Source organism: Pseudalkalibacillus sp. SCS-8 (assembly GCF_040126055.1).
Lineage (GTDB): Bacteria > Bacillota > Bacilli > Bacillales > Fictibacillaceae > Pseudalkalibacillus > Pseudalkalibacillus nanhaiensis.
The window spans coordinates 803,317-826,140 of the sequence record NZ_CP143541.1; the positions used below are offsets into that span (position 1 = coordinate 803,317).

Annotated in this window: 22 protein-coding genes; 14 read left to right on the forward strand and 8 right to left on the reverse strand. The window is 43.8% G+C overall.

The window, feature by feature from the left end; genetic code table 11:
- Nucleotides 1-12: 12 nt before the first annotated feature.
- From hutU to hutG, 3 genes are read left to right on the forward strand one after another with little or no spacing between them, the layout of a single operon-like run.
- On the forward strand, nucleotides 13-1,695 hold the full coding sequence (gene hutU / locus V1497_RS04135) for a urocanate hydratase (protein WP_414703598.1): 1,683 nt from the start codon (nucleotides 13-15) through the stop codon (nucleotides 1,693-1,695).
- Nucleotides 1,696-1,741: 46 nt separating this feature from the next.
- A complete protein-coding gene (hutI, locus tag V1497_RS04140; protein ID WP_349410744.1) occupies nucleotides 1,742-2,971 on the forward strand; it encodes an imidazolonepropionase in 1,230 nt (409 codons plus the stop codon).
- Nucleotides 2,949-3,899, forward strand: a complete 951-nt coding sequence (gene hutG, locus V1497_RS04145) for a formimidoylglutamase (RefSeq protein ID WP_414703599.1) — start codon at nucleotides 2,949-2,951, stop codon at nucleotides 3,897-3,899. Before hutI ends, hutG begins: the two co-directional genes overlap by 23 nt.
- A gap of 263 nt (nucleotides 3,900-4,162) precedes the next feature.
- Here hutG and V1497_RS04150 read toward each other — a convergent pair whose 3' ends face one another.
- Nucleotides 4,163-4,564 carry a PepSY domain-containing protein gene (locus V1497_RS04150; RefSeq protein ID WP_349409709.1) on the reverse strand — a complete coding sequence of 134 codons (402 nt, stop codon included), beginning with the start codon at nucleotides 4,562-4,564 and terminating at the stop codon, nucleotides 4,163-4,165.
- Between the two features lie 190 nt (nucleotides 4,565-4,754).
- On the opposite strand from V1497_RS04150, the gene V1497_RS04155 reads away from it, so the two are divergent.
- Both V1497_RS04155 and V1497_RS04160 read left to right on the forward strand, forming a co-directional pair.
- Nucleotides 4,755-5,465, forward strand: coding sequence for a response regulator transcription factor (locus V1497_RS04155; protein WP_349409710.1), 711 nt, complete (start codon nucleotides 4,755-4,757; stop codon nucleotides 5,463-5,465).
- A gap of 13 nt (nucleotides 5,466-5,478) precedes the next feature.
- Complete coding sequence (locus tag V1497_RS04160) at nucleotides 5,479-6,873, forward strand: sensor histidine kinase (RefSeq protein ID WP_349409711.1); 1,395 nt, start codon at nucleotides 5,479-5,481, stop codon at nucleotides 6,871-6,873.
- Nucleotides 6,874-6,922: 49 nt separating this feature from the next.
- Here the strand turns inward: V1497_RS04160 and V1497_RS04165 are convergent, their stop codons facing one another.
- A complete protein-coding gene (locus tag V1497_RS04165) occupies nucleotides 6,923-8,302 on the reverse strand; it encodes a Glu/Leu/Phe/Val dehydrogenase (RefSeq protein ID WP_349409712.1) in 1,380 nt (459 codons plus the stop codon).
- Nucleotides 8,303-8,579: 277 nt separating this feature from the next.
- Here V1497_RS04165 and V1497_RS04170 point away from each other — a divergent pair, with 277 nt between their 5' ends.
- On the forward strand, nucleotides 8,580-10,295 hold the full coding sequence (locus tag V1497_RS04170) for a S8 family serine peptidase (RefSeq protein ID WP_349409713.1): 1,716 nt from the start codon (nucleotides 8,580-8,582) through the stop codon (nucleotides 10,293-10,295).
- 98 nt (nucleotides 10,296-10,393) lie between these two features.
- Here V1497_RS04170 and V1497_RS04175 read toward each other — a convergent pair whose 3' ends face one another.
- Nucleotides 10,394-11,413, reverse strand: a complete 1,020-nt coding sequence (locus V1497_RS04175; protein WP_349409714.1) for an acyltransferase family protein — start codon at nucleotides 11,411-11,413, stop codon at nucleotides 10,394-10,396.
- A 201-nt stretch (nucleotides 11,414-11,614) separates the two neighbouring features.
- On the opposite strand from V1497_RS04175, the gene V1497_RS04180 reads away from it, so the two are divergent.
- Complete coding sequence (locus V1497_RS04180; RefSeq protein WP_349409715.1) at nucleotides 11,615-12,535, forward strand: DNA-3-methyladenine glycosylase; 921 nt, start codon at nucleotides 11,615-11,617, stop codon at nucleotides 12,533-12,535.
- Between the two features lie 287 nt (nucleotides 12,536-12,822).
- On the opposite strand, the gene V1497_RS04185 is transcribed toward V1497_RS04180, so the two are convergent.
- On the reverse strand, nucleotides 12,823-13,722 hold the full coding sequence (locus V1497_RS04185; protein WP_349409716.1) for a peptidoglycan-binding protein: 900 nt from the start codon (nucleotides 13,720-13,722) through the stop codon (nucleotides 12,823-12,825).
- Between the two features lie 255 nt (nucleotides 13,723-13,977).
- Between V1497_RS04185 and V1497_RS04190 the strand changes: the two genes are divergently transcribed.
- The 4 genes from V1497_RS04190 to V1497_RS04205 all read left to right on the forward strand — a co-directional run bounded on the left by V1497_RS04190 (nucleotide 13,978) and on the right by V1497_RS04205 (nucleotide 17,721).
- Nucleotides 13,978-14,469: a hypothetical protein gene (locus tag V1497_RS04190; protein WP_349409717.1), complete on the forward strand. Its 492-nt coding sequence runs from the start codon at nucleotides 13,978-13,980 to the stop codon at nucleotides 14,467-14,469.
- Between the two features lie 80 nt (nucleotides 14,470-14,549).
- On the forward strand, nucleotides 14,550-14,711 hold the full coding sequence (gene ytzI / locus V1497_RS04195) for a YtzI protein (RefSeq protein ID WP_349409718.1): 162 nt from the start codon (nucleotides 14,550-14,552) through the stop codon (nucleotides 14,709-14,711).
- Between the two features lie 138 nt (nucleotides 14,712-14,849).
- Nucleotides 14,850-16,265, forward strand: a complete 1,416-nt coding sequence (locus V1497_RS04200) for an N-acetylmuramoyl-L-alanine amidase (protein WP_349409719.1) — start codon at nucleotides 14,850-14,852, stop codon at nucleotides 16,263-16,265.
- A gap of 283 nt (nucleotides 16,266-16,548) precedes the next feature.
- The gene (locus tag V1497_RS04205) at nucleotides 16,549-17,721 is read left to right on the forward strand and encodes an MFS transporter (protein WP_349409720.1); all 1,173 of its coding nucleotides are present in this window, start codon (nucleotides 16,549-16,551) and stop codon (nucleotides 17,719-17,721) included.
- A gap of 63 nt (nucleotides 17,722-17,784) precedes the next feature.
- Here the strand turns inward: V1497_RS04205 and V1497_RS04210 are convergent, their stop codons facing one another.
- The 4 genes from V1497_RS04210 to htpX form a co-directional block, all read right to left on the reverse strand.
- Nucleotides 17,785-18,249, reverse strand: a complete 465-nt coding sequence (locus V1497_RS04210) for a BsuPI-related putative proteinase inhibitor (protein ID WP_349409721.1) — start codon at nucleotides 18,247-18,249, stop codon at nucleotides 17,785-17,787.
- A gap of 66 nt (nucleotides 18,250-18,315) precedes the next feature.
- On the reverse strand, nucleotides 18,316-18,654 hold the full coding sequence (locus tag V1497_RS04215; protein WP_349409722.1) for a metalloregulator ArsR/SmtB family transcription factor: 339 nt from the start codon (nucleotides 18,652-18,654) through the stop codon (nucleotides 18,316-18,318).
- 134 nt (nucleotides 18,655-18,788) lie between these two features.
- The gene (locus V1497_RS04220) at nucleotides 18,789-19,037 is read right to left on the reverse strand and encodes a zinc ribbon domain-containing protein (RefSeq protein WP_349409723.1); all 249 of its coding nucleotides are present in this window, start codon (nucleotides 19,035-19,037) and stop codon (nucleotides 18,789-18,791) included.
- A 101-nt stretch (nucleotides 19,038-19,138) separates the two neighbouring features.
- Nucleotides 19,139-20,020, reverse strand: coding sequence for a protease HtpX (gene htpX, locus V1497_RS04225; protein ID WP_349409724.1), 882 nt, complete (start codon nucleotides 20,018-20,020; stop codon nucleotides 19,139-19,141).
- A gap of 213 nt (nucleotides 20,021-20,233) precedes the next feature.
- Here htpX and V1497_RS04230 point away from each other — a divergent pair, with 213 nt between their 5' ends.
- From V1497_RS04230 to V1497_RS04240, 3 genes are all read left to right on the forward strand, one after another.
- Entirely contained in the window at nucleotides 20,234-20,980 is a 747-nt protein-coding gene (locus V1497_RS04230) for a DUF1836 domain-containing protein (protein ID WP_349409725.1), read from the forward strand.
- A 119-nt stretch (nucleotides 20,981-21,099) separates the two neighbouring features.
- The gene (locus tag V1497_RS04235) at nucleotides 21,100-22,314 is read left to right on the forward strand and encodes a DUF2157 domain-containing protein (RefSeq protein ID WP_349409726.1); all 1,215 of its coding nucleotides are present in this window, start codon (nucleotides 21,100-21,102) and stop codon (nucleotides 22,312-22,314) included.
- The gene (locus V1497_RS04240; RefSeq protein WP_349409727.1) at nucleotides 22,307-22,813 is read left to right on the forward strand and encodes a GDYXXLXY domain-containing protein; all 507 of its coding nucleotides are present in this window, start codon (nucleotides 22,307-22,309) and stop codon (nucleotides 22,811-22,813) included. The genes V1497_RS04235 and V1497_RS04240 overlap by 8 nt, the downstream gene beginning before the upstream one ends.
- The last annotated feature ends 11 nt before the right edge of the window (nucleotides 22,814-22,824 follow it).

Sequence of the window (22,824 nt, forward strand, 5' to 3'; positions counted from 1 at the left end):
CAAATTGGAGGAATGAACATGAAGAAAATCCAAGCGCCAAGAGGAACCGAATTGAATACGAAAGGATGGATCCAGGAAGCGGCCCTGCGTATGTTGATGAACAACCTCGATCCGGAGGTTGCTGAGAATCCGGATGAACTGGTCGTTTACGGGGGGATCGGGAAAGCCGCACGAAATTGGGAAAGCTTTGATGCAATCGTGGAATCATTGAAAACTTTGGAGAACGATGAAACATTGATGGTCCAATCCGGTAAACCGGTCGCGATCTTCAAATCTCATGAAAATGCGCCACGCGTGTTGATCGCCAACTCCAACCTCGTTCCTGCTTGGTCGAATTGGGAAACATTCCGTGAGCTCGAGAAAAAGGGGCTTATGATGTATGGCCAGATGACAGCAGGAAGCTGGATTTACATCGGTACACAAGGCATCTTACAGGGAACGTATGAAACGTTTGCCGAAGCTGCCAGAAAGCATTTCAACGGGTCCCTCGCTGGTACGTTGACTGTCACAGCAGGTCTTGGCGGCATGGGAGGCGCTCAACCTCTCGCTGTTACGATGAACGGAGGCGTTGTCATCGCAATTGAATGCGACCCGCACCGTATCCAGCGCCGGATTGAAACGCGCTACTGCGATACGAAGGCCGATTCTCTCGATGAAGCGTTGAAACTTGCAAAAGAGGCAATGGAGAAGAAGGAACCGTTATCGATCGCATTGCTAGGAAATGCAGCTGAACTTTTACCAGAACTCGTGAAACGGAACGAAATCCCGGATCTTGTTACGGATCAGACTTCAGCACATGATGTGTTGAACGGGTACTTGCCGGTCGGCTTCACGTTGGAAGAAGGAGCAGAGCTGAGGAAGCGAGATGCGGACGCTTATATCGCGAAATCTAAAGAAAGCATCAAACAGCATGTTGAAGCGATGGTTGATTTACAAAAAGCTGGAGCAGTCGTTTTTGATTATGGAAACAACATCCGACAAGTCGCGAAGGATGAAGGATTTGAAGATGCATTCGCATTTCCTGGCTTCGTTCCGGCGTTCATCCGACCGATGTTCTGTGAAGGGAAGGGACCATTCCGCTGGGCAGCCTTATCTGGTGATCCAGAGGACATTTATGCAATCGATGAAGCGATTCTCAAGGAATTTTCACACGATGAGCATTTGTGCAAATGGATCAAAATGGCTCAAGAGAAAGTCGCGTTCCAGGGCCTTCCTTCCCGTATTTGCTGGCTAGGCTATGGCGATCGTGCTAAGCTCGGAAAAATCATCAACGACATGGTCGAAAGTGGAAAAGTGAGTGCACCGATCGTTATAGGTCGTGATCACCTTGACTGCGGATCGGTTGCATCACCGAACCGAGAAACGGAAGCGATGAAGGATGGAAGTGATGCCATAAGCGACTGGCCGATCTTGAATGCGATGATCAACGGCGTGAACGGTGCGAGCTGGGTATCGGTCCACCATGGCGGTGGTGTCGGCATGGGTTATTCACAGCATGCTGGGATGGTAATCGTAGCCGATGGAACGAAAGAAGCAGCAGCACGGCTTGAACGCGTATTGGCTTCCGACCCGGGCATGGGTGTTGCCCGCCACGCCGACGCAGGCTACGAGCTCGCTATCGAAACAGCAAAGGAAAAAGGAGTTCGCATTCCGATGCTAGAAGTGGAAAGTGTGAGTGAAAGGAGTGGCAAATAAAGTGAAAGCAGAATTAGTATTGAAAAATATCGGACAATTATTGACGATGGACGGTTCAGACGGAATCCGAAAAGGCGAGGCGATGAAGGAAATCGGCCTTGTTGAAGATGCTTTAGTCGCTGTAGATGGAGGAAAAGTGGTGTATGCCGGACCTGCTGATGGCGCACCTTCCATCGAAGCTGCTGAAGTCATCGACTGCGAAGGGAAGCTGGTGACTCCTGGTTTGGTTGATCCACATACCCATCTCGTATTCGGTGGATCCCGTGAGCATGAGCTGGCGCTTAAACAGCAGGGTGTACCCTACCTTGAGATTTTGAAGCAAGGTGGCGGAATCCTATCGACTGTCCAAGCAACACGTGAAGCGGATGAAGAAGAACTGTTCGAAAAAGCCTCCTTCCACCTGGATCGCATGCTCAGTTACGGAATCACCACTATGGAAGCGAAAAGTGGCTACGGCTTGGACGCCGATACAGAACTGAAGCAATTGCGAGTGATTAAACGCTTGAATGAGACGAAGAATGCCGATATCGTCTCCACTTACCTTGGTGCTCATGCAATTCCAAATGAATATAAAGGACGTTCCCAAGCGTTTTTGGACGAAATGCTTGAATTGATGGAAACCGTCAAAGAGCAGGAATTAGCTGAATTCGTCGATATTTTTTGTGAAACAGGTGTGTTTACCGTTGAGGAGTCCCGCGAGTATTTGACGAAAGCTAAGGAAATGGGCTTTGACGTCAAAATCCATGCGGATGAAATTGATCCGTTGGGAGGGACTGAAATGGCATGTGAGGTCGGGGCAATCTCCGCAGACCATCTCGTCGGTACGTCTGAAGAGGGAATCCGTAAGCTAGGTGAAACGGATACGATTGCCGTACTGCTCCCAGGAACAACCTTCTACTTGAATAAAAATGAATTTGCGAAAGCTCGAGAGATGATTGAAGGGAATGCGGCTGTCGCGCTGGCCACCGACTTTAACCCTGGCAGCTCGCCGACAGAGAACCTCCAGCTGATCATGAACCTGGCAGCCCTTAAGCTGCGAATGACGCCAGAGGAAATCTGGAATGCGGTCACCGTCAATTCAGCCTATTCAATCGGACGAGGGGAGCAGGCTGGTAAAATCCGAGAAGGTCGAAAGGCAGATCTTCTTGTCTGGGATGCTCCGAACTACTTATACGTCCCTTATCATTACGGTGTGAACCACGTTCGTACAGTGATCAAAAATGGAAAGACCCTTTTTGAAAGGGGAGAGCGGGTTGGTAAAGTTTCCGTATCTTAAGCCGTCAGGTGAAGCAGGGTTCAAAGACAGCTACGTCGTGAAAGCACATGAAATCGTAAAAAAGTGGGATGGGGAAGAAAAGGTGAAGGGCATCGGATTACTCGGTGCCCCTTTATCCAAGCCATCCATCAGTTTATCTGGAGCCTCGCAGTCTCCAGGAGTCATCCGGTCGATGTTTTCTTCACTTTCGACATACGCGATCGAAGAGGAGCGTGATCTGGAGACTGAACGGATCACCGACTTTGGTGATGTGGAAATGCATTTGACGGATATTCCGGAGTGTCATAAGCGGATTTATGAAACGTTCTCGGAGGTTTTGAAAGGACAGCCTGAGATGATACCGGTCGTACTTGGTGGGGACCATTCAATCAGTTATCCAAGTATCAAAGCCTTTTCTGAACAGAAGGAAAAGGTCGGCATCATCCAGTTCGACGCCCATCACGATCTCCGTAACCGTGAGGACGGAGGGACAGGAAACGGTACACCTTTCCGCGCGTTGATTGAGGAAGGCATCATTAAGGGAGACCAGCTGATCCAAATCGGAATCCGGAATTTCTCGAACAGCCGACCTTACCATGATTATGGAAAAGAGCATGGAGTAACGGTTTATACGATGAAGGATGTGCGGCAGCAAGGAATCGAGGAGCTGATCCAGAAGTCGATTGCGCAGCTGAAAGAGCATGTCGATGTCATATATGTATCGCTTGATATGGATGTGCTGGATCAAGCGTTTGCTCCAGGGTGTCCTGCAATCGGACCAGGAGGCATGTCGAGTGATGATCTTCTTGAAGGAATTCGCATGCTAAGCAGCGAACCGATCGTGAAAGGAATGGATATCGTAGAAATCGATCCGAGCGTCGATTTCCGCAATATGACGACAAAACTAGCAGCCTTCGTCATTCTGACGTTCATGCTGCACCGTCAATAAGTGATGTTTGACCTGAGAATGGGGCTTCAGCAGCCTTTTTCTTGGGTCTTTTTTTATGGGAGCGGACGTTGTTGGCAGATTATGAACCTAGTTTGCATCGTTTCGCACCATTTTTTGAAATTATGAACCCAGATTGAAAATTATGAACCCAGATCGAAAATTATGAACCTAGATGAAAAATTATGCGTCATATCATAAGAAGCATAGCTAGAACGAAAAAAACCTGACTTGATGGTCAACCCATCAAATCAGGAAGTTCGCTCTTATTGCTTTTCTTTCTCTTCATCATCGTCGTCTTCAGATTCATTCTCATCATCGTCATCATCATCTTCATCGTCCTCAGCTTCTACCTCGAGGATTTCGCCAGTATTCGCATCCAGTTCAACTTCTTTCAAACTTTGATCTGATTCAGATTTGATCGTGACCTCATAGACGAGCTTTCCGTCTTCTTTTTCAATTTCTGTTTTCCCTGTCACTTTACCGGGAACTTCTTCAAGAGCAGCCTTTTCTGCTTCTTCAATCGTTAGATCCGCTTGTTTGATCAACTCACTCTGGTTGGAGTTTGCAAAGGCATCCAATCCTTGAGTGCCAAAGAAAATGCCTCCACCTAGTAATAAAATCGCGAGACCGCTTATGAAGAGTGTTTTCTTACTGAACCGTTTCATAATGATTTACCTCCTTGAAAAGTATTGATCTTATGATTCAAGTCTATCAATTCAAAATGAAAAAATAAGAAAAGCAAAATGAGAATTTGATGAGAGATTTATCATCGATTTCTAATAAGTATAATCCAAACATTGCTAGGAATAAAAGGTTAAACTAGGGAGTAGAAAGAGTTGATTGGGAGGGAAGAACATGCCGGTTGCAGAAAAAATGTTGATTGTAGAGGATGATTTCCATGTTGCGCAATTCATACAGCTTGAGATGGAGCACGAAGGGTATACGGTAGATCTTTCAACCGATGGAGAAGAAGCGTTGAAGAAAGTAAGAGAAGACAGCTTTGACCTGATCATATTGGATTGGATGCTTCCGAGCTTGAGCGGATTGGAGGTATGCAGGAGGATTCGTAAATCGAGTCAAATTCCGATTATTCTCTTAACAGCTCGTGAAGATATTGGTGACAAAATCGCAGGTCTTGATACGGGTGCAGATGATTACATCACGAAGCCGTTCGAGATAGAAGAATTACTGGCACGGATCCGCGCTCTTTTAAGGAGGCACTCTTATAGTCGAGATGCAGAAGTGCAAGAGGATCATACACTTTCCATAGAAGGTTTGAGCATTGATATAAAGAAGCGGATGGTAAAACGGGAAGGAAAGGCAATCGAATTGACACAACGGGAATTCGACTTGCTCGTTTATATGATGCGTCACGAAGGGGAAGTATTGAATCGCGAGCAAATCCTTTCAGCGGTTTGGGGCTATGATTTTGTCGGTGAAACCAATGTCGTTGATGTGTATATCCGATACTTACGGAACAAACTGGATCGGAATTATGAACGACCTCTTATTCATACTGTGCGTGGAGTCGGATACACCCTTAGGTCTCCTGAAGAATCAAGTTAGGAAGTGATGGAAGATGAATTTTTTCAAGAAAACAGAGCGGAACGCTTCCATCGTCTTTCAATTTACATTATGGCATGTGGTGGCCGTTACATCGTTGATCTTCGTACTCGCTACCGCTATTTTCATCTTTGCTGGCTACTTCCTGATGGAAAACTCGAAGCAAGAGATACTTCATGTTCAAAACAAGATCCTTGCAACAGTTGAAGAGAAGGACCCTTCCATCCAGGAAAATTTGGATGATACGCTTTATCCTGATTATCCAAATTACTTTGTGAAGATATTGGATGAAGAGGGAGAAACGCTAGCGAAAACACGCGGGTGGAGTAAAGAGTTTGAAGAAGAAGTGGAAGAGGACATCACCATTTTTGGATTTCCTCATTTTATGTGGAACGATGACAGAGGATTATTTTATCGGGATCAGCTTAGCTGGAAAGGACCTGAAGAGAACGGAGTCATATTCTATGAAGTCGAGCTGAATCATATCAATCAATTTATGATTCTGCTTCTTAAAATTTTTCTCATTACGTCACTGCTGAGTCTTATTGCGACACCGCTCATCATCTATCAGGTGACCAGGCGGAAAATGAGGCCTCTTTTAGAAATTATCCAATCTGTGAACAAAGTGAAGTCCTATTCAGATTTGAAAGAAACGATAGCTGTGCCGCATTCTCCGAAAGAGTTGACGGATTTAGCTGAATCAATCAACATTCTTCTCCATCGACTGGAAAAACAGCTAGAGCGTGAAAAACATTTCATCGCTAATGCTAGCCATGAGCTCAGGACACCGTTGACCTCCTTCAATGGATATATCAATCTCATGAAACGATGGGGTAAGAATCAACCGGATGTGCTAGAAAAGTCCATTTCAGCACTAGATTCAGAGAATCGAAGGATGCAGCGGTTGATCGATCAATTGATGATGCTAGCTAAGTCTGAACAATCGGACCTTCAATTTGAAAAAGTAGATGTAATCGAAGTGTGTAAGACTGCAGTCCAACAGGTGTGGAAGGCTGATGGACATATTTCCCTAATAGAGGAATACGAGGACCAAGTGATAGTCCAAGGTGAGGAAGGCTACTTGACACAAGTGCTAGTCATCCTATTAGACAATGCCCAACGGTACTCGAAAGACGGGGGCACCGTCCTATTACAGGTTGTTGAAGAAGATGGAAAAGCAAGAATTCGTGTTAAGGATACTGGGCCAGGAATTCCTGTGGAGGATCAGGCAAAAGTGTTCGATCGATTTTATCGGGTGGATAAAGCGAGGTCTCGGGAAACCGGTGGAACAGGCCTGGGGCTTGCAATCGCAAAGGAATTGGTGGAATTGCACGGTGGAGAAATCGTGTTGGAAAGTGAAGTCGGGAAAGGCAGTACATTCACTGTTGAACTCCCTATTCTGAAGCGATGATGAGCAAACGAAAAAACGCTTGGCGAACCAAGCGTTTCTTTCTGCGTTCTTAATACAGCTTTCCTTGTCGATAAAGGATGGTGGAGAGCTTCATGACGGCATGGATGTAGCAATTTTGTCTCAGTGGAAAAGGGTCTCCGAAAAATTGCGGCAGGATTGTATCCATCGTCCCTTTCATCTTCTTAAGCAGAAGCTTGTTTACTTCTTCTTCGGTGTAAAACTGTGTTTCACGTCCTTGCAGCCATTCAAAGTAAGAGACGATGACGCCCCCAGCGTTTGCCAGAATGTCAGGAACGATGATGACCCCGCGGTCGCTCAAATATTTGTCCGCCTCTCCTGTTACAGGCGCATTCGCCCCTTCTACAATGACGTTCGCTTTTATTTTATCGACATTGTCTTGATGGATCTGATCCTCTAAAGCGGCAAGCACAAGCACATCGACATCCAGATACAAAACCTGTTCCCTGTCTAAGATCTGTGCTTTAACATTCGCCTCACTCAGCTGTTTTTCATCTACCGGTAAGTCCCCTTGGTTTTTCGAGGTGTATTGGATCAATGCAGGGATATCAAGACCGTCTTCATGATAAAGCGTAACATTACGATCACTCACCGCTACGACCTTATTGTTCAGATGCTTACATTCAAAGGCTTCGAGAGCAGCGATGGATCCTACATTACCAAACCCTTGCACGGAAAGGGTCAACGGGCGATTCCGATAACCTAGAGCGGTTTTTGCAAATACATTATCGACCGTACGCAGCCAATTCTTCTGTTCGTTCAAGAAATCATAAAGCATATAACGCAGCGTGAAGTAGACGCCCTTCCCAGTAGCTTTGCGCCTGCCTAGCGAACCTCCGTTTACGACACTTTTCCCCGTAAAACTTCCACGATAGGGCATGCCAGGACGGATGCTTTTGTATTCCGCCATCATCCAATCCATTTCGCGATCGCCAGTGCCAACGTCAGGAGCAGGGATATCCTTATCTGGTCCGATGACATCACTGAAATAATGCACATATTTTTCACAGATAAGATGCAGCTCCTTGACCGAGTAATCTCTCGGATTCATCACGACACCGCCCTTACCGCCGCCGAATGGAACTTCGTGTAGGGCATTTTTGAGTGTCATCAGAGCGGCCAGGTTTGCCACCTCTTCTTCGTTGACGGATTCATGAAAACGGATGCCTCCTTTATAAGGACCTAAGGCATTATTGTGTTGCACCCGGAATGCAGGGATCCTTACGACTCTACCATTTTCCAGCGCGATCCTTAGAAACGACTTATGTATTTGATTCGGTGTTGATAGAAGCGCGGCTAATGAAGTGAATGCTTGTTTACGGGTCTGATCTTTTAAATCGGGTAGGAAGGATGAGTCCTCCAATAAAGCATCTAATGAATGTTGTACGATTTCTCCAGTCTGACTTGCCATAACAAACGACCTCCTCGGACGATAGTTTTTTCCTTCTCTCCATTATAACAAGAAGTTCGGAATCATCAGAAAAATACGGTTTGGACTGTCGAAACTTTAGTAGGGACGCCATCTTCAAAATACTTTTATAACTAAATAAATAGGTCGTTGTACTCGAATTAGAAAGAAGGTTAGATGGCTCCTTCTGCTCATTCCAACCTAGTACGTTTGTATTACGATAAATATACAGAAAAATTTAAACATTCAAAATGTAACAAAAAATGAGGGAGGAAAAGGAATGAAAAAGAAACAAATTGTCGCTTCAACAGTATTGGCGACGAGTATGCTGCTCGCATCATTCGGAGGCGCAAGTGGTGCGGACTTTGAGAAAAAGGCGTCTAAAAACATCGAAATGGCTCCTGCCATGGTGAATTTGAACCATAACAAGGTGTTTGACAACCTGGAGTCGATCATGAAGGATAAGGCAGAATCTGAGACGATCGATGTCATCGTCCAGTTCGATAAATCCATGGCGAGTGAAAAAGCTCATAAAGCAGTGATGAAGCACCTTGGAAAATTCAAAACAAAGCATGTTTTTTCCAACGCATTGAATGGTGTTGCAGCAACTCTTACGAAGAAACAAATTCAAAAGCTCGAAAAGCTTCCTTTCGTTAAAACGATTGAATATGATGCAGAAGTCAAAACGTTGAACGGAACGGCAAATTATTGGTTCGGAACAGAGAAAGCTCGGGGTGACTTCGGGCTTACCGGAAATAGTGATGGTAACGAAAATACGTACTCAAAAGATGACCAGGTCGTCGCGGTCATTGATACAGGAATCGATGGAAGCCACGTCGACTTGGACGAAGGGAAAGTCATCGGTTGGAAGGACTTGGTGAACAACAGAACGACACCTTATGATGACAACGGACACGGTACCCACGTAGCAAGTACGGTTGCAGGGGATGGAGATGGAAATCCAACTCATAAAGGAGTAGCTCCTGGTGCAGCGCTTGTTGGGATAAAAGTTTTGGATGCCCAAGGTAGCGGAAGCATGAGTAACGTTACGGCTGGTATCGACTGGGCAGTAGCGAACAAAGATGTTTATGGTATTGAAATATTGAGCTTGAGCTTAGGAACTTCTGGAAGCTCAGATGGGACAGACTCTACTTCCGTTGCAGTCAATAATGCTGTTAATGCTGGTCTTGTCGTAACGGTTGCTGCTGGAAACGACGGCCCAGGTAAAAAGACGATCGGATCTCCTGGTGCTGCTGAAAAGGCGATTACAGTTGGAGCAGGTGCTGACCTTGGTGAAGGTGGTTTCTTCCTGGCAGACTTCTCAAGCCGTGGAACAACTGCAGATGGTCGAATCAAGCCGGATATCTTTGCACCAGGCTACAATATCACTGCTGCACAAACAAATACAACTAGCGGATATGTTACCTACAGTGGGACAAGTATGGCGACTCCATTCACGGCAGGGACGATTGCATTGATGCTTGATGCAAATCCAAGCCTGACACCGACTGATGTGAGTAACATCCTTACGAATACGGCGGAGGACTGGGGTCCAGCTGGTAAGGATATCGATTACGGACATGGTCGCTTGGACGGTTATGAAGCGGTCAAGAGCGCTGGCAACTTCAGCGGCACAAACATTGCAACGCCAAATCACTTTGCTAAACAAGATTCACTTGCGGGCACTGGTAGCGAAGACACATTCCAGTTCACAGTCGACAATACTAGCTATCCTACTGCTGTGACAATGATCATTGCAGATTGGAAGTCCAGCTGGTGGTTCGGTGGATCTCCTGACTTTGATGTCTACTTGTATGACCCATCCGGTGTACAAGTTGCAAAGGCTGAAGGTACAAAGCGTCAAGAGACGATCACCTTCACACCAACATCAACGGGTACGTACACGCTTAAAGTATCTTCATACAGTGGAAGCGGAAACTACTACCTGGATCTCAGTGCTGGAACGAACAGCCTGACACGTACCTCTAATCAATAAAAACGAACAAAAAGAGATGATCCTGAAAGACGGATCATCTCTTTTTCTATGTCGAACGACACATTATTTCCCAGGTAATTGACGAATTTCGTCATCCGTTATGACGCATCTGCAGTATTCCGTGAACGTGCCATATATTTTTGCAGGAGGCTCGTTCTCAATTCAATGAGAGGTTGAGCTACCGTCATAATCGGTTTTGAAGCTAATAATAACGTTACACCTGCTGCGAGACCAAGAAAGAGGATGTAGTTTCCTGTTTCTTGAATGGCGTCGTAGAACGGTGTGATTGAGAACAGTTTTACGACGAAACCGTGCAATAGATAGACATAGAGGGTACGGGACCCCATGTGTGTAAAGAAAAGCTCGCGTTTTGGTACTAATGCCATAAAGCTGAATGTTGCGATGAACATTAAACCATACATCAACAGGCGGATAAAGACCGCTTGTTCAACTTCCACTCCTAGTTCTTCATACGAAGACGATGCGAGTAACCATTCTTTTGCAGTTTCCGGGAAAAAGAAGTAATAACTGATTAGCATCGCTCCGAATACCACACTTGCGGCAATACGGATATTCGGTCGAAGTAATGCGTAAAAGTGTTCCTTTTTCAAATAATAGCCTAATAGGAAAACCGGGAAGAATACGAATGTCCTTGAAAGACTGAGAAAAGTCCCGATATCTTGTACATAACCGGCAATCAAGCCTAAAACGAGTGCAATCACCAAAGGATATTTCATTCTTGCAAAGACGAACAGCAGGACATTCCATAGAACGAGACTCAGCAAGAACCACAATGTCCAGTAAGGATCAAATAACGTAAAGGTTTCACTGCCATTTTTGACTGTATAGAAAGCAAAATAGATCAACTGGAAAATGAAATACGGAATCAGGATTTTCTTGAAGATCTTTTTAAGATAGCCTTCCTTCAGGATACTCTTCGAGAAGAAACCGGCAATCATGATGAACGCTGGCATATGGAACGTATAGATAAAGTTGTATACTGTATATAATACATCGCTGTTTGACTTATGCGGACTGATGAAATGTCCGAATACCACTAGGAAAATCAGAATGAATTTTGCATTATCAAAATAAAACTCGCGCTTTTGCTTACTCATAACCTTGGCCTCCAAGTTGTCTCGATTAATTTGTATGATTGAAAACGAGGTGTTCTGGGAACTAACATACCCCGTAAGATTATGAATAAATCATAAGTCATCTAATTTATTCGAAATTGTCATCTGTTTTTGGAGGTTTGTAAATCACTTTTAACATCAACGGTCATTTTGTAATAAATGTTATGGAAAGAGAGGGAAACAATGGAAAAGTCATATCATCTACTTACGATTGAAGGACCATTTTCATTTGAACATACGTTTCAAAGACATCACCGTACAACGGATACTTTGAAATCCATGATTGTGGACCATGAAGAAAACCGGTTCATCAAGTGGATTTATGTCGGAGAGACACCGTACCTGTTGGATGCCACGATACGTACTGACAATGAAAAGACCGAGGTCCACTTGAATGGAAGTGTTGATGAACACCTGAAAGCAGATCTGCGGCATTACGTCCGTCGAATGTTCGGGGTGGACAATCCGTTACCTGAGTTTTATGAGCATATGGAAACCATCCCCAGAATCAAGCAGCTGCTGGAACGTTTCCATGGGATGAGGATTATCACAAACCCTGATTTGTTTGAGACGATGGTGGATACGATTATCGGCCAGCAGGTTAACCTAAAATTTGCAGCCACGTTAAAAGAACGTCTTGTACGTTTTGCAGGTGAGATCAAGAAGCATGACGGGGCCGATCTGTATCTTTTCCCTACAGCTGAAAAGGTGGCGAAGCTTGAGTATGAACAACTTCGGGAGCTTTCGTTCAGCCAAAGGAAATCCGAATATATCATTGATTTTGCTCGGATGGTTGAGAGGGAGGAAGTCGATCTGAATGCGCTATGGTCAATGTCGAATCAGGAAATCATTGACCGGTTGTTGCCACTGAGAGGAATTGGTGTGTGGACGATCGAATGCCTCATGTTATTCGGGCTGAATCGTCGGGACGTGCTTCCAGCTGCTGATATCGGCTTACGGAATGCAGTAAAATCGTTATATGAGCTTGAAGAGCAGCCACAAACAGACGAAATCCGAGCCCTGGCAAGTGAAGAAGGATGGCACCCATGGGAAAGCTACATCACCTTTTACATGTGGCAATATTTGAATACATTAGGGAAGTAGGTTTATGGGACAGAAAGGGTACCTTTCTGTCCTTTATATTTTGGAAAAATTCAAATGAGGGACAGAAAGAAGCCGATTCTGTCCTCTGTGCTTCCAATTATACGACTTGAAATATTAACTAATAGGCTCTATTAGCTATTAATGTTGCTATTTAAAGAAATTAGAAGCGTAAGGCGGCGACTCCAGCGTTGCCCGCGGAAAGCGTCCGCCTGAAGCTGTACAACATCAACAGCTTTCTTTAACAGAAAAAAGAAAGAACAGCTTAAATAAGCTGTTCTCTCAATCGATTAATCAATGATTGTCACTTCAACGTCTTGTCGTCCGAATTCGATTGCTTGTTGTTTAGACTGCATGTAAATGTCGATTCGGTCACCGTTAATGGCACCACCTGTATCGCCAGCAATTGCACGACCATAACCTTCTACGTAAACCTCAGTTCCGAGAGGGATGACATTCGGGTCGACTGCAATGACTTTCTGATCAGGATTTTCATTCAAATCAATACCTGTAGCGGTAACACCTGAGCAACCATCACAATTTGCCGTGTAAGCCGTAGCTTCCATTGTCATTGTCTTTCCTTCAGCTTCTGGAGCTTCTTCGGCTTCATCTTCTTTTTCTGCTTGCTTCGGTTCTGCTTCTTGTTCCGTTTCTTCTTTTACAGGTTCTTCAGCTTTCTTTTCTTCCGTTTCTTTCAAGTTAAACAACTCTGCCTTCGTTTCAGGACCTGCTATACCATCAACTTGCAAATTGTTTTCTTGTTGGAACTTTTTGACGGCCTTTTCAGTCAATGGACCAAAAATTCCATCAACCTGATAGGAGTAAAGCTTCAATTCAGCTAAATGCTTTTGGAGATGCTCAACAGCTTTTCCTCGATCGCCTCGTTGGATAAGCTCTGTTGCTTCTTCCAATACATCAGCTGTCTTTTCGTCTACTTTTCCAGTAGGTGTAAGGCCGTAGTCTTTTTGGAAGGCTTTGACACCTTTATGGGTAATATCACCGAAATAACCGGTTGATTTATGGTAATCGAAAAATCCTAGTTCCTTCAGGTCCTTTTGGATGGAGTGGACATCTTCATGCCACATTTTCTTCTTCAACGGCGTTTCTACTTCAGCCGCTTGGGTTGCTGCTGTAGGTGCGAGGACCGCTGATCCTGCCAGCGCTACAGTAAGTGCTACTTTCTTGAACATATAGAAGGTTCCCTCCTTTTTAATTAGGACGTTCTACCTTTATCACGTCCTAATTGCACATTGTACTAGCCTAATATGACATGAGAATAATAGACCAGTTACAAGGAGATTACGATTTAAATACAGAGGGGGTCTTTTTTGTCATCATTCCTAAAATAAGTTAAAATAAGATATAATTTACCAGATAAATCCATGTCATTCCTTGGAGGGATTACCCTGAAGATATCCAAGCGGTCTTTAAAGTGGATCGTCGTCATGGCATTGATCAGTCTAGTCGTAGTTGGGACAAGCAGTTTTATAGGGATTTATGTGCTAAGCGAAGCGGATGAAGGTCCTTTAACACTAGGGGAAGCAAGACAGAATGGCTCAGTGCGGCTGGTGGCGAATGAAAGCCTTCTCGTCAATGAACGGAAGGAAGAGGAATTGATGAGAGAGGTCCATGCGATGCATATGTACTGGAATGAGTTACTCGGCTGGGGTGCATGGAAAACCTTTAAACCATCTGAAAAAAAGGATGCTTTGGAGAGTAAAATGAAGTACATCCGAACCATCCTCGTACCAGAGACACAAGGGAGTTTGAAAAAGGATTTGAACCGTGCAGCTGATATGATCGAGGAGGCATTGAAGGAAGACCACACTGAGAAACTTCGAACCACCCATCGAATCTTCCATGACCTTGATGTCGTCATGAATGATATTGTCGTAGATGTCGTTTGGGGTGTGACGGAAACGTACGGGAAGCAATAATGGAAGCAGCCTGTCATATTCAGCTAGATTCCCATCTTCATTTTATGATAAATTGGTAGTTGGAAGGATGGGATTTCAACATGTTCAAAGTAATGATTGCCTCCGTTCTCATCATCATTTTCGTTCTAGTCATCTTTACAATAGCGATAACAAAGGGATACTCTTACAAACATACAATTGATCCAATAGAAAACAACCCTAACCTTAAGGGAAATGATGAAGACGAGGAAGAAACAAACTAATAAATGCTCCATTTCACAAGTTTTCGGCTTGTCAGGTTGACTGTATAATTCAGTCAACCTTTTTAATTTGTACAAGCAAAATCTGGAAATCTGCATAGGTTGTAGTAAGGAACGAAAACTTATGAAAGTGGTGAATTAATGGTTACTGTTGTATTAGATCCAGGTCATGGTGGTTCTGACAGTGGAGCCGTTTATAAGCAGTATCGAGAAAAAGATTTCAACCTGAAAGTGGCATTGATGGTAAGAGAGTTTCTTCTTGAATCGTATGTTGTCAAAGTGTTGATGACGAGAGCAAAAGATGAAACGGTCAGTCTTAAAGAACGGACTGATTTTGCAAACAAGAAGAACGCAGACTACTTCTTTTCCATCCACCACAATGCTGCTGGAGGAAGTGGATTTGAAAGTTTTATTTATAACGGAAACATAAATAATTCAACAAAAGTCATCCAAGGAATCATCCACAAGGAAATCGTCTTTACGATGGACAAGTATAACGTATTCAATCGAGGGCAAAAACGAGCAAACTTCTATGTATTACGGAATACAAGAATGAACGCAATGCTCATAGAGGTTCTTTTTATTGATAATGAAAAGGATCTTAAACTCATGTTGAATGATAAATTCCTGAGAGATGTTGCAATGGCAACAGCGACTGGTATCGCTAAAGCACTCAACCTACCGCGTAAGGAGAAGCCGAAACCGAAGCCAGAGCCTGTTCCAGGAACCATTTATAAAGTAATTGCTGGTTCATTTAAAGAGGAAGAGAATGCAAAAGACCGAGCAGAGATGTTAGCTTCTAAAAAGATTGATTCTTATATCTATCCGGTGAAAATTAATGGGACAACATTCTATCGTGTACAAGCAGGTGCATACTCGGAAAGAAAAAATGCAGAAGAACAAGTCGAAATGCTAGTGAAGCTAGGAATCAGTGGAGCTTTCATCGTAATAGAAGGGCCGAGTGAACCTGAGAAGCCTGAAAAACCGGAAGAACCTACTCCAGAGCCGATTAAAGGTTTCACGATTCAGGGTGAAAGTGTCCTGACAGCGGATACGATGAATCAGTTTGTCAGAAATGTTAATCCGAAAGCTCCAGCATTGGCACAGCTTTATTTGAACATCGGTAAACTTTATGGCATTCGAGGAGATACAGCTTTTGCTCAAGCAATCCATGAAACGAACTACTTCAAATTCACAGGAACTGTAAAACCTGAGCAGAATAACTATGCTGGAATTGGGACGACGGGACCATCCGTACCTGGTGCTAGTTTCAAAACACCTCGAGAAGGGGTTCTCGCTCATATCCAACATCTATATGCCTATGCGACAAAAGCGAAATTACCTGATGGACAAGTATTGGTTGATCCTCGCTTCAATCTGGTGGCGCGTGGTTCCGCACCAACATGGGTGATGTTGAACGGAAAGTGGGCAGTACCGGGTACGACTTATGGCCAAATGATCCTTTCCATCTATGAGAAGATGATCAATCTTGAGGTTGAGAACGTAAATAAGCTGTTAGATGATTTAGAGAAGACCAAGCAACAGCTTGATGAGTAAAAAAGCTCCATGGCCGGAGCTTTTTTTGTGTGAGGAGAGAGTGCAGTGCATATTAGAGGTGTTTCTTTGCCCTCAAAACCAGGTATTTCGCGATTTGAGGGCAGATAAAAGGAGTTTCTTTGCCCTCAAATCAGGTATTTCGTAATTTGAGGGCATATAAAAGGAGTTTCTTTACCCTCAAAAGAGCAATCATCCAACAAGCAGGATCTGAAAGGTTTTTCGCTCAAAGTGTTACAATAATGGATAGCTCAATAGCGATACTCATGAATTAGGATGAAACGTTATGAAGAATTGGAAGAGAAGTGCGCGCTTTCTCTGGCTTTGTAATTTCATAATTGTAGCTGCGATGACGATGATTCTCCCGTTCCTCCCCTTATATTTGGAGGTGCTTGGTGTAACGGATGAAAAGGCACTGAGTCTCTGGACGGGTGCAATTTTTTCAGCGGCATTCCTATCGGGAGCGTTTATGGCCCCGATCTGGGGAATCTTTGCGGATAAGTTCGGTCAGAAAGCGAACCTAATTCGTGCAGGAATCGGTATGGGAATCCTGACCTTCTCGATGGCCTTTGTGACTGGCCCCTGGATGCTTCTCGCCTTGCGCTTTTTCATGGGATTCTTTTCTGGCTTCATCACCGTTTCCTTTTCGTATTTATCGAGGATAACACCTAAGGAACATACTGGAGCCGCACTCGGTTTCCTGCAAACAGGAGGAATTTCAGGCGGAATCATTGGACCGTTAATCGGCGGTGCATTATCTGATTGGTTCGGCTTCAGACCTGTTTTTGCGATGACCGGTATCAGCATTTTCCTTACGTTGATTCTTGTCATCCAGTTCATTCCGAAAGATGCTCCCATGCAGGAGACAGTGGAAAAGCAGGGGACATTTAAAGATGTGTTGATGAATAAACAGCTTCTTGTTTTGTTCATTGCTACCTTTTTATTGCAAGCAGCGATGTTGAGTACGAATTCAATGATGACGATCTTCGTTAAGACCTTCGTCGACAACCCGGAAAACCTCGCCCTGTTAGCAGGATTTGCAGCGTCGATCCTCGGTATCGCCACGATCATCGGTTCACCTTATTTAGGAAAGTTAGGAGATCGAATCGGCCATTTAAGGATGTTGCCTGTCGTCATGTTCGCAAGCGGTGTCTTATTTTTACCGCAATTATTCACGGACAACATTTATGAATTGTATGTATGGCGATTTATTCAAGGGCTTGTTTTAGGCGGTGTTTGGCCGGCAATCCAGACATTGATCCATAAAAAAACACCTGCCGATATTCAGGGCAGGGCATTTGGTGTGACTGCAAGCTGCCGGTTCCTTGGTAACCTGACCGGTCCGATCATCGGAGGGTGGATTTCCGGAAGCTTTGCGACAGCCTATGTTTTTGGATTTGCAGGTGCCATACTGATGGCTGGTGGAATATTAGTCAGACTGGGCGTACAAAACCGATGAGTTTCAGACAATAATAGAGGGATAAACCCGTTACGGGTTTATCCCTTATCTTATTTATCTCGTTTAGATCGTTTGTTTGAACGTCGTTTCGAATGATGGAACGGATGTCACTTTGAAACGGACGTTGTAGGTTCCAGGATCTAATTCCGGTATGGCAACGGTAAATGTACGTTTACCGCCCGGTTCGATCGTCTCCTTTTTCAATGCTTGGGTGAACATTTTGCCCTCACCCCAGTGAAAGACGGTTTCTCCACTTTCATTCTTGATCCACATGTCATATTGCTGGCCGCTCGTAAACTCTAGTTCTAAGGGTTTTTCTGTTTGGTTTTGCAGTTCGATCACTGCCTGATCATTTGTAAAAGAAACGACCTTCAGTTCAACTTCACCTGCCACATTCTCATTCCCTTCTGATTTCTCTTCTTGCGCTTGTCCATTAACCGGTTCAGCAGACGGCGATTTCGTTTGTTCACCAGACCCACAAGCTGAAAGTATGATGACCAATCCAATAATGGTTGCTATCCGTACCATATAAAAGCCCTCCTAACGCTAGCACTGTTGTTTTGTAGTATAGACGTAATCAACTGGGCTTATGTTTCATTCCTCATCAGCTGTTTCAAAAATGCACTCTGATTCAATCACCTTCACGAGTTCCTTCAACTGTTCGAGTGGCCGTTCCACTTCCAGCCGATAATAATTTTGTGTCCCTTTCTTTTCAGAAGTGACAAGATGCACTTGCTTCAAAATTTTCAAGTGATGGGAAATGGTCGGACGAGACATTGGCGAGTACTCGGCAATTTCATTTACATTTAAACGTTCATTTTCAGCTAATAAAAGAATTAGTTCTTGTCTGACGGGGTCAGCTAGCGCTTGAAATAATGGAGTTGCATTACGGAACGATTCCAGAAAGCGCTCTTTTTCATTTGATTTTGTCATCTCTATCACCATTCGTTCAATAGTTTAAACCTATATGTATATAGTATATCAGCAATTGGAAGTTGGCAAATTCAGATAAAGGGGAAATCTCCACAAAAAAGACTGGCTTCACCCAATGTGCCAGTCCAATCGAATCATCCACCGAAAAAGATATCGAGAAAAGTACTTAATTCTTTGCGTTTTCCTTCGAGGATCTCTGGGTCAAAGACTTCTACATATCCACAATTCATGCAGCTGACAAAAAGAAATTCAGTATGCTGGACATCGAACATTTTACTGAATCCTGTTCCAGTCATTGCGCCTTTTTTCGTCATGCAGTACTCATGCTTACACTTTACACACGTGAATTTCTCTCGAATCGAGTCTTCAATTGAGACTTTCAAACAATCAACCTCCTTATATGTACATACGGACGACTCATACATACGTTTCAACAATCTAATAAAAAAAGGAACAGACGCTGTGGTCTGTTCCTTCAGTCTCATTATTTTGCATGCAGACGACGAATTCGCTCATCAATGTCAGGGTGAGTAGAGAAAATCATTTTCTTCTTCTTACCGCCACTGATTTTCATCGTTGCCAATGTGTCTTGACGTGTATCAACGCGATTGATATACGCGCGTAGTGCTTCTAGAGCGTGAATCATCTTATCCTTACCAGCGAGGTCTGCGCCTCCACGGTCTGCATGGAATTCACGATGACGTGAGTATGCCATGATGACGATGCTTCCTAAGATGGAGAACGCAATCTGGAATACAATGATTGAAATCAGGTGGACGATGGCCGCCTTGTCTTCATCAACAAGTTGAGCGACTGCCCACGCAGCAATTCTTGATAGGAATACGACGAATGTGTTGACGATACCTTGAAGTAAAGTCATCGTTACCATATCCCCATTGGCAATATGGGCGACTTCGTGTGCGATGACGCCTTCAATTGCATCATCATCCATATTTTCAAGTAATCCCGTCGAAACAGCGACAAGAGAACGACGTTTCGATGGACCCGTAGCGAATGCATTGACCTCAGGGGAGTCGTAGATCCCTACTTGTGGCATTGCAGAAAGTCCTGCAGCACGGGACAAGCGGTGTACACGTTCAACAACATCCTGTTCAACTGCTGATCCAGGACGGTCAGGATCAATGACTTTCACACGCATGATCGTCTTTGCCATCCAACGGGAAATCGCTAATGAAATGAATGCACCAGTGAAACCGATGACAGCACTAAATGCAAGCAGCGTTCCAAATTGGATGTTTCCACCTGGTCCGATATACGTATTCAGGTTCAACAACGACAATACGATCATGATTGTCGTAAGGACCAAAACGTTGGTTAAGATAAATAGAAAAATCCGTTTTGCCATTTTTCATACCTCATTTCAAGTTCATTTGAACTTAATATTGTATAAGCTGAGTATAAATTATCCGAAAGTTTTTATCAAGACAGTTGCTTAACAACTTTATGAATTATTTCTCTTTTTTGAATTTCGAAAGGACGCATCACTAAAATTAAATTGACGCAGGGAATTTTGTTGCGTATGATAAGTTCAAATGAACGGATGAATTGAGGTGAAATCATGCCTTTATTGACGTTAAGCCGAAAACAGATGGCAGAGCTCTTGTTAGCCTTGCATTCAAATGAAGGAGATAAGCCTGCTCTGATTTTGAAGGAAGCTTGGCTCGAACTAAATGATATTGAAGATGAATCCTTGATCAAGGGGTTAGGAGAGGGATCTCTTCCTGGCATTTTTGAAAAGATCATGAAAGGGACAAACAAGGAGCTGGGCTTTTCCATCAATGAGATTGTCTCTTTAGGCAACCAGATCGAATATAGCAGCTTCTCGACGACTGCGGTCCAAAATTGGGTGAAGCGTGATGTGCGCAACTTGATTGGATCTCCCCATAAAGGGAAAAAATACTCCCTTGAACAGGCGGCTATTCTTTTCATTGTAGAGGATTTGAAAAGCACGCTTGATTTCGTTTCCATCCGCAACTTATTAATGTTGATTTTCAATAACATTGAAGATCGGCATGATGATTTGATTGATCCTATCCATTTCTATCATACATACGCAACAGTATTTGAAGAATTGGACTTGAACGACGACAATGTGGTGGACGTCGACTTCAGGGTGAAGGATGGCAAAAAGGCGGAGTCATTGATCTATCAAAAAGCGGATGAGAAAATCACCGAGTTCAACACTTTGACAGAAAAGCAGAGATCGATCGTCAAGAATGCGCTCGTCATCGCGACACTGTCTGTCCAAACCTCCTATTTCCAGTCCGTATCCCGGCAATTCTTGAACTCGACCTTATTCATTTAATACTGCAAAAAGTTCAAAACGACCAAAGAACAGTGCTCAGCACTGTTCTTTTTTTATGAGTGAAAGGATAGGAAAGAGGATTGTAGAATAAAGTTTTTATAGGTGGAAGGGGGATTTACATGAATGAGCGGAAGTGGCTGAGAAAAGAAGGACCGAAATGGGTAGAACAAGGTTATATTCAAAAGGAACAGCTGGAAGGCATTTATTCAATGTATGAAAAGAAAAGGAACAATCTGTTACCGATCCTTGCAAGTATCTTGATCGGTCTCGGAATCCTTACGTTTATCGCTTCGAATTGGGGGCAAATGAGTGATTGGTTCAGATTGACCTTGATCTGGGTAGCAATTGCAGGCTTCCATTTAACAGGTGGTCATTATATCCAGAAGGGGTCTGAGCATTTAGGGAGTGCCTTGATCGGAATCGGGACAATTACCTTCGGAGCAGGGATCTTTCTGGTTGCGCAAATGTTCCATATTGTTAGTTATAATGCTACTGCGTTCATTTTATGGACGGCTTCAGCAATCCTCACGTATTTTGTATTTCCAAACCGTTATTTCTATCTGTTGTCACTTTTCATCGGAACCTCCGGAATCCTTTACAGCTTCATTTCTTTTCAAGCTTTCAGTCATGTGCTTGCGTTTCTTGTCATTGTTGGTATTGGATACCTCACCTTCAAGGAAGATAGCAGGCTCCTTTATTATCTCTACTCAGCCGCTATCATCATAACGAGTATCACGTTCATCGTCGTTTACGAATACTCTTACTTCTGGATGACAATCGTATTCTTGATCCTATATGGGATAAATGAGCTTATGAAGAGCGAAAAAGCGCACCATAGCTTTAAGGATATCGGTATTCTTGGGATTCTTGCTGTTACGTTCATCCATGTTTTTATAATGGAAGAATACCTCCGTTACAATGATCTTCTGGTTGAATCTGTTCCTTATTTGATTGTCCTTTTCGTTCTGGTCAGCTTGATCGGAATGATGAAGAAAATGAAATCTTCAGGGGGCTGGACGGATTTGATTCTGTTTACACCACTGTATTTGCTTGGTGAGACAGCAGATGTCTTATACTTGCTGCTAGCCTTCGGTTACTCTCTTTATGTACTCATTCAAGGTTATCAAAGGGAAGAGCCTTCCATGATCAACCGAGGGACACTCTTATTCCTAATCAGCACGTTAGTGGCCTATATTCAGCTCGCATGGGCATTCTTGCCGAAGTCTCTATTCTTCTTAGCAGGCGGGATTTTGTTGTTCCTCTTAAGCTGGTATTTGGAAAAAAGAAGGCGAGTTATGATTCATAACGCGAAAGGAGGCCGCCACGATGCGTAAGGGATTATTATATTTCGTTTTGGTTCTTCAAGTCTTTGTGCTCGGCGGAATAGCGGCTTCCCACTATATGACGCTTCAGTTAGGGGAACGGATCGTTCTGGAAACGGAACCGATTGATCCAAGAGATCTTTTTCATGGGGATTATGTCATTTTGAATTATGATGTTTCCACTTTATCTACCAATCTGATCGAAGAAGGAACTGAATTGGATGAAAGAGATCGAATCTATGTTATTCTCGAGCAATCCGATTCGGTCTCGAAAGCCGTCCGTATTGTTAAAACGAAACCAGAGCTGAAGGATGGACAGGTCGCTCTTAAAGGAATCGTCCGATATATTGATTCTTATCAAAGGAATGTCCGAATCGATTATGGACTGGAGAGGTATTACATTGAAGAAGGGACCGGAGCGTCTTATGAACGTGATCCGGCAGACAAGGTTGCGATCCGGGTTTCTTCGTGGGGACAATCGACGATTGAAGAACTCATTTATTCCCAGTAGAACCATATATT

Excerpts from the sequence above, each read along its gene's own strand:
- hutU (WP_414703598.1), top strand. The coding sequence starts at position 13 with ATGAACATGAAGAAAATCCAAGCGCCAAGAGGAACCGAATTGAATACG.
- hutI (WP_349410744.1), top strand. The coding sequence starts at position 1,742 with ATGGACGGTTCAGACGGAATCCGAAAAGGCGAGGCGATGAAGGAAATC.
- V1497_RS04150 (WP_349409709.1), bottom strand. The coding sequence starts at position 4,564 with ATGAAACGGTTCAGTAAGAAAACACTCTTCATAAGCGGTCTCGCGATT.
- V1497_RS04155 (WP_349409710.1), top strand. The coding sequence starts at position 4,755 with ATGCCGGTTGCAGAAAAAATGTTGATTGTAGAGGATGATTTCCATGTT.
- V1497_RS04160 (WP_349409711.1), top strand. The coding sequence starts at position 5,479 with ATGAATTTTTTCAAGAAAACAGAGCGGAACGCTTCCATCGTCTTTCAA.
- V1497_RS04165 (WP_349409712.1), bottom strand. The coding sequence starts at position 8,302 with ATGGCAAGTCAGACTGGAGAAATCGTACAACATTCATTAGATGCTTTA.
- V1497_RS04170 (WP_349409713.1), top strand. The coding sequence starts at position 8,580 with ATGAAAAAGAAACAAATTGTCGCTTCAACAGTATTGGCGACGAGTATG.
- V1497_RS04175 (WP_349409714.1), bottom strand. The coding sequence starts at position 11,413 with ATGAGTAAGCAAAAGCGCGAGTTTTATTTTGATAATGCAAAATTCATT.
- V1497_RS04180 (WP_349409715.1), top strand. The coding sequence starts at position 11,615 with ATGGAAAAGTCATATCATCTACTTACGATTGAAGGACCATTTTCATTT.
- V1497_RS04185 (WP_349409716.1), bottom strand. The coding sequence starts at position 13,722 with ATGTTCAAGAAAGTAGCACTTACTGTAGCGCTGGCAGGATCAGCGGTC.
- V1497_RS04190 (WP_349409717.1), top strand. The coding sequence starts at position 13,978 with ATGGCATTGATCAGTCTAGTCGTAGTTGGGACAAGCAGTTTTATAGGG.
- ytzI (WP_349409718.1), top strand. The coding sequence starts at position 14,550 with ATGTTCAAAGTAATGATTGCCTCCGTTCTCATCATCATTTTCGTTCTA.
- V1497_RS04200 (WP_349409719.1), top strand. The coding sequence starts at position 14,850 with ATGGTTACTGTTGTATTAGATCCAGGTCATGGTGGTTCTGACAGTGGA.
- V1497_RS04205 (WP_349409720.1), top strand. The coding sequence starts at position 16,549 with ATGAAGAATTGGAAGAGAAGTGCGCGCTTTCTCTGGCTTTGTAATTTC.
- V1497_RS04210 (WP_349409721.1), bottom strand. The coding sequence starts at position 18,249 with ATGGTACGGATAGCAACCATTATTGGATTGGTCATCATACTTTCAGCT.
- V1497_RS04215 (WP_349409722.1), bottom strand. The coding sequence starts at position 18,654 with ATGACAAAATCAAATGAAAAAGAGCGCTTTCTGGAATCGTTCCGTAAT.
- htpX (WP_349409724.1), bottom strand. The coding sequence starts at position 20,020 with ATGGCAAAACGGATTTTTCTATTTATCTTAACCAACGTTTTGGTCCTT.
- V1497_RS04230 (WP_349409725.1), top strand. The coding sequence starts at position 20,234 with ATGCCTTTATTGACGTTAAGCCGAAAACAGATGGCAGAGCTCTTGTTA.
- V1497_RS04235 (WP_349409726.1), top strand. The coding sequence starts at position 21,100 with ATGAATGAGCGGAAGTGGCTGAGAAAAGAAGGACCGAAATGGGTAGAA.
- V1497_RS04240 (WP_349409727.1), top strand. The coding sequence starts at position 22,307 with ATGCGTAAGGGATTATTATATTTCGTTTTGGTTCTTCAAGTCTTTGTG.